This is a genomic window from Halomonas sp. AOP7-E1-9, from assembly GCF_052376035.1.
GTDB lineage: Bacteria > Pseudomonadota > Gammaproteobacteria > Pseudomonadales > Halomonadaceae > Vreelandella > Vreelandella citrativorans.
The window spans coordinates 157,202-170,673 of the sequence record NZ_JBQSVC010000002.1 but is presented as its reverse complement, the minus strand read 5'-3'; the positions used below and the strand labels follow the sequence as shown (position 1 = coordinate 170,673).

General features: G+C 53.0%; 16 protein-coding genes. 12 read left to right on the top strand and 4 right to left on the bottom strand.

Translation table 11 applies throughout. The annotated features are described in order from the left end of the window. Window position 1 precedes the first annotated feature (1 nt). The 4 genes from ACT3R4_RS02445 to ACT3R4_RS02430 all read right to left on the bottom strand — a co-directional run bounded on the left by ACT3R4_RS02445 (window position 2) and on the right by ACT3R4_RS02430 (window position 4,333). Window positions 2-1,510 carry a tripartite tricarboxylate transporter permease gene (locus ACT3R4_RS02445; RefSeq protein ID WP_441677154.1) on the bottom strand — a complete coding sequence of 503 codons (1,509 nt, stop codon included), beginning with the start codon at window positions 1,508-1,510 and terminating at the stop codon, window positions 2-4. A gap of 9 nt (window positions 1,511-1,519) precedes the next feature. Continuing rightward, the gene (locus ACT3R4_RS02440; RefSeq protein ID WP_172117459.1) at window positions 1,520-1,972 is read right to left on the bottom strand and encodes a tripartite tricarboxylate transporter TctB family protein; all 453 of its coding nucleotides are present in this window, start codon (window positions 1,970-1,972) and stop codon (window positions 1,520-1,522) included. Window positions 1,973-2,048: 76 nt separating this feature from the next. After that, on the bottom strand, window positions 2,049-3,041 hold the full coding sequence (locus tag ACT3R4_RS02435; RefSeq protein WP_441677157.1) for a Bug family tripartite tricarboxylate transporter substrate binding protein: 993 nt from the start codon (window positions 3,039-3,041) through the stop codon (window positions 2,049-2,051). A gap of 608 nt (window positions 3,042-3,649) precedes the next feature. Next, window positions 3,650-4,333 (bottom strand): helix-turn-helix domain-containing protein, encoded by a 684-nt coding sequence (locus ACT3R4_RS02430; RefSeq protein ID WP_441677159.1) that lies wholly within the window; start codon window positions 4,331-4,333, stop codon window positions 3,650-3,652. 443 nt (window positions 4,334-4,776) lie between these two features. Here ACT3R4_RS02430 and ACT3R4_RS02425 point away from each other — a divergent pair, with 443 nt between their 5' ends. From ACT3R4_RS02425 to ACT3R4_RS02370, 12 genes are all read left to right on the top strand, one after another. Further along, entirely contained in the window at window positions 4,777-5,256 is a 480-nt protein-coding gene (locus ACT3R4_RS02425; protein WP_441677161.1) for a hypothetical protein, read from the top strand. Continuing rightward, window positions 5,253-5,495: a hypothetical protein gene (locus tag ACT3R4_RS02420; protein ID WP_496201194.1), complete on the top strand. Its 243-nt coding sequence runs from the start codon at window positions 5,253-5,255 to the stop codon at window positions 5,493-5,495. Before ACT3R4_RS02425 ends, ACT3R4_RS02420 begins: the two co-directional genes overlap by 4 nt. Before the next feature lie 43 nt (window positions 5,496-5,538). Beyond that, the gene (locus ACT3R4_RS02415) at window positions 5,539-5,928 is read left to right on the top strand and encodes a hypothetical protein (protein ID WP_441677165.1); all 390 of its coding nucleotides are present in this window, start codon (window positions 5,539-5,541) and stop codon (window positions 5,926-5,928) included. Beyond that, complete coding sequence (locus ACT3R4_RS02410; protein WP_441677166.1) at window positions 5,921-6,250, top strand: helix-turn-helix domain-containing protein; 330 nt, start codon at window positions 5,921-5,923, stop codon at window positions 6,248-6,250. Before ACT3R4_RS02415 ends, ACT3R4_RS02410 begins: the two co-directional genes overlap by 8 nt. Continuing rightward, complete coding sequence (locus ACT3R4_RS02405; RefSeq protein WP_441677168.1) at window positions 6,243-6,587, top strand: hypothetical protein; 345 nt, start codon at window positions 6,243-6,245, stop codon at window positions 6,585-6,587. Before ACT3R4_RS02410 ends, ACT3R4_RS02405 begins: the two co-directional genes overlap by 8 nt. 14 nt (window positions 6,588-6,601) lie before the next feature. Next, window positions 6,602-7,561 carry a hypothetical protein gene (locus ACT3R4_RS02400; RefSeq protein WP_441677170.1) on the top strand — a complete coding sequence of 320 codons (960 nt, stop codon included), beginning with the start codon at window positions 6,602-6,604 and terminating at the stop codon, window positions 7,559-7,561. Continuing rightward, window positions 7,558-9,306, top strand: coding sequence for a transposase (locus ACT3R4_RS02395; RefSeq protein ID WP_441677172.1), 1,749 nt, complete (start codon window positions 7,558-7,560; stop codon window positions 9,304-9,306). Before ACT3R4_RS02400 ends, ACT3R4_RS02395 begins: the two co-directional genes overlap by 4 nt. 15 nt (window positions 9,307-9,321) lie before the next feature. Beyond that, window positions 9,322-10,572 carry an ExeA family protein gene (locus ACT3R4_RS02390; protein ID WP_441677174.1) on the top strand — a complete coding sequence of 417 codons (1,251 nt, stop codon included), beginning with the start codon at window positions 9,322-9,324 and terminating at the stop codon, window positions 10,570-10,572. A gap of 3 nt (window positions 10,573-10,575) precedes the next feature. After that, window positions 10,576-10,851 carry a hypothetical protein gene (locus ACT3R4_RS02385; RefSeq protein WP_441677176.1) on the top strand — a complete coding sequence of 92 codons (276 nt, stop codon included), beginning with the start codon at window positions 10,576-10,578 and terminating at the stop codon, window positions 10,849-10,851. A 112-nt stretch (window positions 10,852-10,963) separates the two neighbouring features. Next, entirely contained in the window at window positions 10,964-11,380 is a 417-nt protein-coding gene (locus ACT3R4_RS02380) for a regulatory protein GemA (protein WP_441677178.1), read from the top strand. Window positions 11,381-11,572: 192 nt separating this feature from the next. Beyond that, window positions 11,573-12,727: a coiled-coil domain-containing protein gene (locus ACT3R4_RS02375; RefSeq protein ID WP_441677180.1), complete on the top strand. Its 1,155-nt coding sequence runs from the start codon at window positions 11,573-11,575 to the stop codon at window positions 12,725-12,727. A 52-nt stretch (window positions 12,728-12,779) separates the two neighbouring features. Then, entirely contained in the window at window positions 12,780-13,112 is a 333-nt protein-coding gene (locus tag ACT3R4_RS02370) for a Mor transcription activator family protein (RefSeq protein WP_441677182.1), read from the top strand. Window positions 13,113-13,472 lie beyond the last annotated feature (360 nt).

The following is a 13,472-nucleotide window of genomic DNA, read 5'->3' as shown; positions in this document are numbered from 1 at the left end:
GTTACGCCTGTTTGGCCGCACGCCAGGCACTAAAGCGCGCCATTAACGGCTGGCTAAACAGTGAAATCAATAGAAGTCCTAGAATCCCCAAGGTCACCGGGCGCTCGAAGACATAGGTGATATCCCCGCCGCTGATTTGATACGAATGGAGCAGTGATTTCTCCGCCAGCGAGCCCAGCAGCATACCGATAACGGCGGCAGGCACCGAGTAGCCATAATGGCGAAAGATCCAACCAATCACTGCAAATACCAGCACAGTGGCGGGACCTGTCATATTGCCGGTCAAGCCAAACGATCCCATAACCGCGAGTACCAGTACCGAGGGAATCAGGTAGCGCATGGGTACTTTGACGATGTTGGCCAACAGCGGGATAAACAGCAGACCCACGACCACCAGCAGAAATACCTGGGCGAAGTTGGCAAAAATAATCGCGTAGACCACATCGGTTTGCTGACGAATAAACTGCGGCCCGCCGGTGATGTTATACATGGCAAACGCAGCCAACATTACCGCCGTTGCACCACCGCCGGGAATGCCAAGCGCCAGCAGAGTAGCCATTGAGCCGCCTTCAGAGCTGCTGTTAGCGGCTTCTGATGCCACCACGCCCTTCGGGTTACCCTTGCCAAACGAGTCAGGATCTTTATCACGACGCTTGGTTTCAATATAGGAAAGCAAGTTGGAAACCGAGGAGCCAACGCCAGGCACGGCCCCTACTAACACACCTATCAAACCACCACGAATCATCACAACCGGATAGCGCATTGCCATCTTACAGCCTTCAAATATCTCGCTGATTTTCACCTTACGAGAATCGGCGGATTCAACGATGAAGCCTTTGTTGGCAAGCTTGAAAAGTTCTGAGGCCGCAAACATGCCCATCATGGCAGGAATAACCGGAATACCATCAAGCAGATACGTTTGCCCCATGGTGCCACGCGCCAGACCAATTTCACTAAACCCAATGGTTCCCACCAAGAGGCCGACAAAGCCCGCCACCAAGCCTTTAAGTACCTGCTCGCCCTTCAGGCTCGCAATCAGCGTCATGCCCCACAGGATGACCACAAACATTTCGGAAGGGCCGAGCCTCAGCACCAGATAGGAGAGCGGCTGAATCATGAAAAACAGCACGAGATAACCCATCAGCGCGCCCACCACGGAGGCGGCCAACGCCACGCCCAGCGCCTGGTTATGCTGCCCCTTGCGCGACATCGGGTAGCCATCAAAGGCAGTGGCAATGGCCGATGAAGTGCCCGGGATATTCATCAAAATGGCAGGAATACCCGCGCCGAACGAACCGCCGGTAAAAATAGCGGTTAAGAACAGCATGGCCTGAATGAAATCCATGTACATGGTCATGGGCAGGAAGATCGCCATGGCCATGGAAATCTGCAGCCCCGGCGTTGCGCCAAAGATTAGCCCCAACACAATGCCGGGTATTACCACGAGCCAAGGGCCAAAATTAGAAAAGAGCAGGTCAAGACCCTGCTGTACTGCGCCAAAATCAATCATATTGCCTCCTTAACTGGGTAGCAGTAGCAGCGTCATGGGATAGGGCAGCATCTGGGAGAAGAAGAACGCCACGGCGAACCCGAACGCTGCGCTAAAGCCCACCACCGCTAACCAGTTACGCTCACCTTTGAGGATCAAAAAGAGCGCGATGAACAGCACGGTCGCCACATCAAAACCGAGCGTTTCGAGCGATAACACATAGGCACCAAACAGAACTACGACGGGCAGCGTTTGATGTAACGGTTCCTCGTCGGCAGCGATGCTGAATAGCGTCCCTTGCTTTAGGCGTAGCACCAGCTCAATGGCAATAATCGACAGGACAATGACTGAAAGCGGCAGTATCAGGAGCAAATTCTGGGGTTGTGCCGAGACGCTGATCGCATCCAGCAAATACCACAACGTAAAGGAAGCCAGACCGATGAGAACTAAAAAGTCCCCATAGTCACGTTTCTGTGCAGACATGGTTCAACTCCAGGCTGGCCACATGAAAGTTGACCAGCCATGACAGGAAGATCAGTTAAGCAGGTGGGCGTATTTTTCAAATACAGCGTAGTTTTCGCGCATCAGCTCGTTGGCGCGCTCGGGCCCAATCCAAACACCCCCCCATTTCATTACGCTCGAGGTGCTCTTGAACGTCTTTACGGGCCAGCGCGCTCTGGATGGCTGAAGCAAGTGCTTCAAAGCGCTCAGGATGCTGACGCTCAACTTCGCTAGTGACCGCAAAACCACGCATCGAGCCCTGCAGTACCGGAACTTCTACGTCCATCGGTGCCAGCGCTTCGTTGATCGTGGGGGCATCCCACTGGTCGATGCGCTCGTCACTCACGATAGCAAGCGGCATCAAGAACTCACGAATTCCCTCACTGCCCTGGGCACTGATAGAAACGAAATCCACCTGACCACCAGCCACCGCTGAGCGGGCTTCACCGCCGCTGTTGTACGTCACCAGGTTAAGGTTTTCTTGAGGAATACCAGCTTCTTCCAGCAGCAGACGGATCATCAGGTGACCGGCTGAGCCTTGAACCACCGCGCCACGCACCTGGCCGCGCTCTTCGCGAATCGCTTCCAGCAACGAAGGAAGATCTTCGTATCCGCTATCTTTATTGGCGGCGATCAGATCCAGGTCGAACCACTGAAAGTTGATATACGAAAAATCATCAACACTAAAGTTGGCACCACCGGTCAGAATCGAGTTGGCCAGGTAAGGAGCAAAGGTTGAGGCATAGGTGGTGTATCCATCGTCCGGCATGTTCAGCACGTAGTTGGATGCGACCTGAGTTCCTGCGCCTGGACGGTTAGTCACTTGCACTGGCACGCCAATCTCTTCAGCGATATAGCCTGACATAATACGCGCCAAACGGTCAGCACTACCGCCGGTACCAAAGCCGACGACCATATTGACCGGGCGTTCAGGATAATCATCTGCCGCAGCGGTAGGCATGATTAACGCGAGTGACGCGGCAACAACCGTGGCACCAGCGAGTAGTGATTTCATATTGAAGCTAAACGGAGCACAGATTTTCTTGGGCATAGTGTTCAGTCTTAAGATAAATACATGGAGCGCCGTAAGATAATCGCGGGTCTAAGTGGGTTTACCTGAACCTTGCCGAACCCGTAAATGAAAAGCCAGTTTCATTTTAGAGGCTCAATATCGAACGGCGCTGAATGAACTGATAAATAGCCCTCAGAGTACTCAATCCTTCCAACGTCGTTTGAACGCCTTCCACCTTACCGAGCACTCTGCCCTTACATAGCTCAACACTCCCCAAGCTGCGACTGCCGCAACACCACAGACGGCCATAGCATCCAAGAAGTCGAGAGAGGTACGATTGCTGGTGGTTGCTGCTACCAGCACCACTGCGCCAATAGCCAAGATCAAGCATTGCCCGCGTAGTAAGTACTGCTTCCGTTCACGTTCGGCAGCAAAAGCTCGCTCCAGCGGGTAGTTGTGACTGCATTTGCCACATACGCCAGGATTTATTGCGGAGATAGGCCATTTACAGATTTTGCAGGGCTGGAGGTCGGGGCTATCAGTTGGTGGTGAGTACTCCTGAACCTGGTTGTAGAAGTCGCGTCCAGCGACCTGGTTGCCTTGTCCACCTACCTCCTGGGTTACTCGGGTGGGTTGATCATTTTCGGTCACCGATCACCTCCGTGACTGCCCTTATTATCCCCTTGATTCTGGAAGTCGTGCCCAGCTACTTGGTTGCCGCTACCAGTGATACTTTGGTGAACGCTGTGGCCAAGTCCCTGTGGTTGCTGTCCTTCCTCTTCAGCCTTTTGCATTTCACGCTCTTCGCCGATGGCTTGGCTTTCCAGCATTTGGGCGCGACCTTCATATTCCTCGATGACTTCCTTTGGCATCTCAGGGTGGGTGCTTACGTAATGCCTAAGATTTTGAGCTTCTGTTCTCAATGTCAAACTATTCAATAACCTAACAACGCCACGCATAGCTTTCGCACGCGATTTTTGGTCAGCGATATGAGCAAACTGGTTGTAGATGTATATGGCCTGGCCAAGGAGCAAGTCCCCATCTAAGTGCCTTAGAGTGCAGTCCTCAGAGCGGAGAATAGCCCACACCTCTCGAAACTTAGCATCATCAATCTCCAATTCACCACTTTCTGGCTCTTTGCCCATAAGAAGGTAATCGAGAGAGTGGTCATGCTTCTCAGCAAAATCCTGAAGTTTTTCATAAGGTATAGAGCCTCTAGACCTCCACTTCGATAGTGACTGTCTGCTGACGTCTAGCGTGCGAGCTAACTCAGCATCGCTACCTGCCCCTGTTAGATGTGCCAATCGTTCTAAGACTTTTTCAAGAGACATGCTCAAGTCACCGCTAAAAGTGGTTGACGAGTGTTTCCATTATGGATACCTTAGTAACCAATTCGGTAACACATTACCGGATGTATCTACTAAGCCGATACATGATGAGGGAAGTTCTTATGAACAGCAATCCGACTATGCCGAGCGTCGAACTCTACAACATGGTGCGAGCAGGTTTCGTCGTTCGTGGTACGACATTGAATAGCTGGTGCCGTAACCAGGGCATAAGTATGGGTAACGCGCGCGACTGCCTGCTTGGCTCATGGAATGGCCCAAAGGGGCGCGAGCTAAGGGCACGTATAGTCAAAGACTCTGGCATCTCTTCACCTTCCTCTGCTGTAGCGAAGCTGCAAACCGTTTAGCAAACATTAGACCGTCGCTAGCTGAGTAAACAGCAGCAACAGCGGTGTTTATTTGGACAAGCACTTTGGGAGGTATGGGCAATGACAAGACGAAATTGGAAACGGGTCAGCCCCTGCTCTTTGCGCCAAGCCATGGAGCTTTGCATGGAGTTTGCCCGCGAAAAGAACAACCACTCAGTTGACCGGATCGCCGATCTGATGGGCCTTGCCAATAAGTGGGTGCTCTACAAGTGGCTCGAAAGCGGTCGTATGCCTGCAATCCTGATTCGCCCCTTCGAGGCTGCCTGCGGCATTGACCTGGTAACTCGGTATATCGGGCATTCCGCCAACAAGATGCTTATCGAGATACCTACGGGTAAGCGGGTGACTGCTACCGATCTGAACGAGCTGCAAGCCTCGTTTGCTGGTGCCGTGGGCTTGCTAGTTGAGTTTTACGAGCGTCAGAAAGGCTCCGATGAAGCCTTGTCAGTGCTGACCAGCTTGCTGGAAGACGTGGCTTGGCATCGCCAGAACGTCGAAAAGCATCGACAGCCAGGGCTGGAATTGGAGATGACGTCATGAGCTTCCAGATGTCGCAAACCGAGAGTGATTTATCCGATGTGGGCTATGAAGTAGGCGCGGTTGCGGAGACCAACCCTCATTGGTTGGCGGGCTTAGCAAGGCTGGTTGAGGCCACCGGAAAGTCAGTCAACGAACTGACCATCGGTGAACTTCGGTCGCTGATTCAGCAAAGAGCCGAAACCTACAACCGAATCTATGCCGACTTTGAAGGGCGAGGAGCCATGTCATGCCAAATGTAGCGCTATTTGAGACCAAGGGCATAGGCATCCAGGAGGAAGCGTCATGATGAGTGCAACCGAGTTGAAGCAACGGCGTGATGCCGTATTAGTGGCAATTGAGCAGCTCTCAACTGGCGATGCCCTTGCTGTGATGGGCGCCACACTACGAGAGCTGGCTAATCGCGAGTACTACGGACAGTCAGTGGCCGCGAACGATCCCGGTCTATCAAGCATTGAGTTGCTAATGGGTGGCGACAGCCGCTTAAAAGTCGAGCGTGATCCAGAAGTGCAAGCGTTCATTCATGGGCTAAGCGGTTCGCTTTCCTATCAGCAGATTGAGGATGCATGCCGCCGCCAGTTTGGAGCGCGGGCACCAGGTCGCAGCTCTATTCATCGTTACATTCAGCGCCTGAAATACCGCCAAGGGCTCAAGCGGAGTGATGTCGATGAGTGAGGTAAAGCTTAATCAATCTGTTAGCAAGGCACTTGCACTGTTTGATGTGCTGATCGCCGATGGGTACCAGGGCAAACAGCTCATCGATATCGCCATTGCGGCGAAGGTTAACCCGACCACCGCTTGGCGGCTGATGAAAACGTTAGAGGCTCATGGCTGGGTAGTTGAAGTCCCTGCGTCGGGAGGAAAACCGTCTGTTTGGCGCGTGGCCACTCAACTTGCCAGCATCGCTCACGCTTATCAGCGGGACGCGCTTCACCGCCTACAGGCGATTCAGAAAGAATATCGAGACGTCACTGGAGAGGAACTGACTTATGGATAATCACACATCACTGACAGCAACAGAGTTGGCGGTATGTCAGCAAATGGGAATTACTCCTGAAGCTTACCAGCAAGCCAACTCCGATGGAGGTGACTCCCAGGAGCTTGAAATGCTGATAGCAGCGGGACGGCAGGATGGACGGATACATGGCCCCCAGACTGAAGCTTGGTTGCGTCAACAGGGTGTGGCCGCTTGCCGTTCATACCTGGACAAGCAGCCTGGTACGAGTGCTCAAGCGCTTAAGAATGGCTTGACGGATACCGAGCTGGCGGTGTGTCGCAGTATGGGTCTGAGTCCAGAAGCCTACCGGAACGCCAACACTAGTAAGAACCATTAAGGAGGAGTTCAAGAATGGATGGTCGCAAACCTGCCATAGGCACTCATGAACTCCAAAACCACCTTGATCAGGCTGATTTAGCCGAGCAGCAATTGGAGAACCAAGCGTTAATCGAGGGCGCTGAGAAATCTGATCTTGCGCGGTATACCCAGGCCCGTGATCAGGCAAATCAGCTTTTGGGGGAAGCCCGTTCAATGAATGCGGTCGCAAAACTGACGACCGTCATCACTTTGAAAACGCTCGCCAAAGTTAAAGAAACCAAGGCATATAAAGAACTTAAGGGCACATCAGGCGTTGATACACAGGGTAATAAAATCGACGACGTAGGCACTTGGGAAGGCTACTGCCGTGCTATTGGTCGCTCAAAGTCATCAGTAGATGATGACCTTCGCAACCTATCCATTTTCGGTGAGGAAGCGTTAGAAAATCTCAGATCAATCGGCGCGGGCTACCGCGAACTGCGCAAACTTCGTCAGCTTCCAGATGAAGAGCGCGAACTGATTATTCAGGGTGAGGCGGTTCAGGTAGGCGACAAAGATGCTCTTGTTGAACTGATCGAAGACATGGCCGTTCGGCATGCCAAAGAGAAGGAAGCTTTAAGTCAGCAGGCGGAGGAAAGTCGGCAAGAACTGGAAGCATCGCGCCGTGTTACCCAGGACAAATCCAACCGTATTGCCGAGTTGGAAGAGCAGCTCCATCGTCGCCAGAACCTCACGCCTGACCAGCGTGTAGGCGAACTCTCTAAACGATTGGAGGCAGAAGGCGTTAAGGCGCGGAGTCTCTTGCTACCACTGCGCTCAGTGATGGTAGAGATACTGGACTGGGAAGACGCGCCTCGCGAACTGCACCATGCCTGCGCTCAGCAAGTGGCCCGGTTACGTATCGAGCTGGATCAAATGGAGCGTGAGCTTGGCCTGGAGCCTGTCGATCTGGACGTTGATGATAGCTGGATGCAGGAGATCAACCCGTCATGAATGCTTTCAACGCCGACGAACTCCGCCATTTTGACCACGTAGCTCAACAGCTAAGTGAGGCACCACGCGGGCAGAAAGGCCAGATCGTGGCGCGGGCTGCTCAGTTTCTGAGCTGCTCGAAGGATCGCGTTTACCGTGGCCTGAAGGCTGCTGGATGGGATGCTCAGCGTCAGCGTCGCCGGGATCGCGGTGTTAGTCAGGTCAGTCGAGAGGAAGCCGCCATGGTGGCCAGTATTATGCGTCAAAGCACCCGTGATACCGGTAAGCGTCTGCTCTCCATTGAAGACGCGGTGGAGATTGCTTTAGCGAACCCTGCCAGCGGCGTTACCACTCGTGCTTCAGCCGATACCTACGCCAGGGTGATGCGTGAGCATGGTCTGCATCCGGATCAAATAACACGGGCTACACCGTTTACCCAGATGCGCAGTCTACACCCCAACTATGTGCATCAATTCGATGTCTCGGTGTGCGTGCTGTACTACCTGGACAAAGGCGGTCTAGCGGTCATGGATGAGAAGCGGTTCTACAAAAACAAGCCGCAGAATGTCGCCAAGGTCGTTAATCAGCGTGTGCTCCGCTACCTAATTACCGACCACTATACCGGCGCGTTCTACGTCGAATATTTTCAGGCTGCCGGGGAAGACCAGGAGACACTGTTTGAGTTCTTAATGCGCGCATGGCCAGAGCGTGATCATCCCCATGATCCCTTCCATGGCGTGCCTCACATGATGGTTTGGGATGCCGGTAGCGCTAACCAGTCGCACCTTATTCGGAACCTATTGGATCAGCTTCAAGTAGAGCATTGGGCGCACACACCAGGTCAACCACGCAGCAAAGGCCAGGTAGAACGCACGCACGATCTGGTAGAGCGGGGTTTTGAAGGTCGCTTGTCGCTCATGAAGGTGGAGAGTCTGGAAGCCCTCAATACGGCGGCACATGCATGGATGCGGCATTTTAACGCCACCAAGCGACACACGCGCACCCGCAGTACCCGTTATGGCCTATGGCAAACCATTAAGTCTGATCAGTTACGGGTATGCCCACCGCGTGAACTGTGTGAACAGCTTCTTAGCACCAAACCCCAGCAACGTAAGGTGAAGGGGGACTTAACAATCTCCTTTGCGATTAAAGGCTTTGAGCCCGCTAACTATTCGGTTGAAAGCTTAGAAGGCGTTCGGGTGGGCGAAATGATCACGGTCTCTGTTAACCCCTACCGGGCCCCCAACGTTTTCGTCTCGCTGGAAGGAGAGCAGGCAAAAGTCGAGTGCGTACCCATGGAGCGTGATATAGCGGGCTTCTATCTCGATAGCCCTGTATTCGGCAATAACTATGCTGCCAAGCCGGATACCGATGTGGATACCAACCGTAAAGCCATGGATAAGGCTACCTATGGCGTTGAGACCCAGCAGGAAGTGGATAAGGCACGGAGCAAGCGCCAAACGCCTTTCAACGGATCGATTGACCCGATTAGCTACTTGGCTGCTGAGACGCTTCCATCCTACATGGCACGCCGCGGCAAGCCATTGGAGTTAGCGCAGCACGTAGCACCGTCTTTGGCACCGATGCCCCTGATCGAAGCATTGAAGCGCCTAAGAGAGCAGTTAGGGCGCACGCTTACGCCCGATGAAAGTGATCTTGTCAGAGCAAGTTATCCCGATGGCGTGCCTGAAGAGGTGCTGGATGCTCTTGCTCAACAGCTAAACGCGCCCGTTAGAACACGGCCCGTTGCTCGTGTCACTGGGTAAATGGAGGAAATGCTGATGCAAGCCATACACCACGATGCCGATGTGGCACCAACGCCAGCGAAGGCAAGCCCTATCAAGGCCCGCCGCATGCTAGCCCGCCTAGGGGTCAGCCAAGCCTCTTTGGCCGCTCATTTGCAGCTAGCCAATGGCAGGCAGCCATCACAGCCAACCATCGGCCACCTCTTGAGCCAAAACATCTGGCCTGCGAGAACGCCAAAAGCCTCGCTGCAACAGCAGATCAGCGAGTACATGCGCCAAATCGGCGTGAAAGAAGAGGAGATATTAGTGGCATTTGATGTAGATGACGAGAGCCCCAGCGTAGTGCGCCCCATCCGCCAAGATAATGCGCACCAACGCCGGGACTACGCTCCGATTGCCGTTTCAGACCTTAATCAACTACCGGAGAAAGCAATGCTAACACAGATGGCACGCCGCCATTTTGGCCTGTTCCGCGACCCCTTCATGGACGATGTACAGGGAGCTGAGGACGTTTTTCTATCCCCTGAACAGCGCTACATCCGCGAGCACATGTTCAGTACCGCCAAACATGGAGGCTTCTTAGCCGTCATTGGGGAGTCTGGCGCAGGTAAAAGCGTATTACGCCGTGACCTGATCGACCGCATCCAGCGAGAAGAGCACGCCATTACCCCCGTGATTCCCCGCACGATCGACAAGGGTCGCCTGACTGCCAGTGCCTTGTGTGATGCCATTATTGAGGATATCTCCCAAGAGAGCCCGAAGCGCTCACTGGAAGCGAAAGCCCGGCAAATTGAACGTTTGCTGACGGGGTCAAGCCGCAGTGGCACAAGCCATGTCTTGATCATTGAAGAGGCACACGACTTAACCATCTCAACGCTAAAGTATCTCAAGCGCTTCTGGGAGCTTGAGGACGGCTTTCGTCGCCTGATTGGCATCATCCTGGTGGGGCAGCCTGAACTGAAGGGTACACTTGATGAGCGCCGTAACTGGCAGGCCCGCGAAGTCATTCGCCGCATTGAAGTGGCAGAGCTGGCACCACTGGATGACCACCTGGAAGCTTATGTGGCCATGAAGTTCAAGCGGCTCGGAAAAGCAGCGGAAGACGTGTTTGAAGAGGATGCCTACAACGCTATGCGGGAACGGCTAACCCTTCAGCACCGCAGCAGTAAAGCGCCGATCTCACTGCTTTACCCTCTGATCGTTAACAATTTTATTGTCCGGTGCATGAACCTCGCCGTAGAGCTGGGTCAGCGCAAAGTTAATGCCGATGTCGTTAAGGGAGCCTGAGTGATGCCAGCAACACCCGCCAGTAATGCCAAGACTACCGCGAAACTTGATCTTCCTCTGATTACGCTAGGTGGTCAGTTAAACACCTTGGACGCCCTGATCAATAGCATGATCCGAGCAGGCTATTTAGATATGTCACCGCCCAGCTTTGAAGACATAGAGCACGTTCTCAACTTGTTATCACTTTGCAAAAAGGAAGTGAAACAGGCTGTCGAACTCTGCCAACTATGTGAAGAGCGCTATAACGCTCAGCGGTGTGCTGAGCTGGTTGCTAGCTAAGTCGACCTAAAAGCCCTTCTAAGGCGCGTTTAGCGTCAGGAAGGATAACCACGCGGCGGCGAGCCGATATCGCCGCCAGCGCAAAACTAACGCGCGTCTAACGGTGGTTAGTATGGAACTTTACCCCGGTAAGAAACGATTGCTTCAGGTTGCACGGCGCCAATTAGCGCTCAGCGACCAACAGTGGCGAGATTTGCTTGAAGCTGAGACAGGCAGTCGAAGCACACGTGACATAGACCTTACAGGCTTTGAAGCCGTGATGGAGCGGTTGAAAAAACTAGGGTTCGAGTCTACCCATTCAAGCGGTGATTATGGGCACAGAGCAGGTATGGCCACACCAAATCAGGTTCGGCTTATTCAGCAGCTTTGGCATGAATACGCCACCTATGATGACTCGCGATCTCTGGATCACTGGCTTGAGCACAGCTTTGGCATCAGCACCCTTCGCTTCGCAGATACTGACACCACCAGCAAAGCCATTACCGCACTTAAGGCGATGGTGGCACGTAAAAGGACTGATCAACATTAAGAAAGATATTGCTAGTATTTCGCTATTTGCTACGTCCCTCCATGATCACAGTGAGCCTATCTCCCCTCAAAAATTCCTAAAGCGCTTTATATTCGACTGCCTTAACAACCTTGGTGTAATGCACTTGAAGAATTTAAATCGGCTCTTTGCATAGAGCGCGGTTTTTATCAACAGCCATACCAGGGGGCTACCGTGACAACCACTACATCCACCACATCTAAACATACGTCTTCTAAACGCCTCTTAAGCCAGGCCGTCTCGCGCTTTATGCCAAAGATTTCTCTACAACAGCGCACTGTTCCCGTCTCCGCACTGGAAGAGCGGTTGTCTGAGCGGAATGACGTTAAGAGCCAACTGGCCGGTCTTCAGAGCGAGCGTGGGCGATTAAAAGAAAATATCAACCGTCAGTATACCCAGCTTCGACAAGCCCGAGAAAAAGCCGAAGGATACAAGGCTGCTGTAGCCCGCGAAAATAGCCCTGATGGCCCCTCGTATAGCCACCAAAGCTTGAAGGCAGCAGAGCAGGAAATCAGTCGCTTACAGAAAAGCATTGAAGAGGGCGATCTCCGTCTAAACGAGCTGGATAGTCAAGCAGCGACACTCCAGCAGCGCATTGAAGCATTGAGCACAGGCTCCAGCGAGCAGGACGTTAAAGCCTATTTACAGGCTCTTAATAAGGCCCGTGAGGAACTAAAACGATTAGATGAGTTGATTCAGTCCACTCAAGCCACCTCTCACTTTGACGATTCCCACGATGAAACGCTGGAAGCGCTACAAAGTGCCCGAGAGGATGTGCTGGCGGACATTGCAACGGGAGATGCCAAACCTGAGCTATTACATCAACTCGATGCCCAGATAGAAGAAATGCTATCTGATAGCGATGGCTCACAAGTTGATGCCATCACACAAGAGCGCAATAAACACCAAACGCTTGCGGGACTGGAGCGCCGACGGTCAGCCATTCAAGCGCGATATGAACAACTAAAAGCCCAATCCGCAGAAGTCACTGAACAGCTGGTAATTGCCCGTGTGGAGGCGCTTTCAGAGGACTATCTGAAACATGCCCAAGCCTTACAGCAAAGCTATCAGCAGATTCAAGGAATGGTTGGATTACTAACGTCGGCAGTTCCGGACACGAAAGTACGGCTGCTGCCCGTCCAGTGGGCCAGTGCAATGATCCCGGCCTTGCCGCTCAGGTCCTTCGAAAGCGTACAGCAGCATGATGCCGATAACGGCGTACTGTTTTCTGGGCGTTTAGCGAGCTCACCCGCAGAACGCCAGGCAGTGACTAATGAGCAACTTGAACAGCTAAAGGCAATGGGGATTAGCGAGCTGTTTACTCAGTAATACAACCACCTGTTCAGTAGCCCACGGTTCAATTTAGGTAAGCGAGGCAACCATGTCAGACAGCAACCAACGTCATTGGCCCAAAGGCATGATGGAAATGGCCGATGTGATAGAAGGCGCATTCATCAAGTGTGGCCATGCGCCTGAGGAAGCCAATGCACTCGCAAGCACTGCTATTGAGGCGCTGGCCTTTTTAGCTGGTGGCCGAAGTGTCTACCTACCCAAAGGTAGAGCACTTAGAACTGCCCTGAAACATCGGCAAATCTACAAAGAGTTTGATGGTGCCAACGTAGCCGCACTGGCTAAAAAGCACGATCTATCCTCTGCACAGATTTACACCATCATTAAAAAACAACGCAGCTTGGTGGCAAGTGAAACAGCGTGACGGAGCACTTCAGTACTGGCTAGATTTACCTAGCAGAGGGATCGTGGGAGCCTGCCGCGCGGGAGGCACCCGCGCTAGCCCTCATCAACGCCATCATTCAGTATTTGAGTGATAGCGAAGGGGTCGGCAGCCATGCCGATGGCAAGCCTGATAACCCTAGAGCAGCATGCATCCATACTCAAGCGTTTGAGTGTTTAAGCTGAACAGATTGACCTGCATGAACAGGAATAGCTATTCTTAATCATGTGAGCCAAGAGGCCAATATTCGTCTGGTGTACCCTGCTTAGGCAGATGAGGTATCTGGGGATGGCGAACCAGCCTTGGCTCACTCACGTTAGCGGTAATATCTCCCTGTAGTCC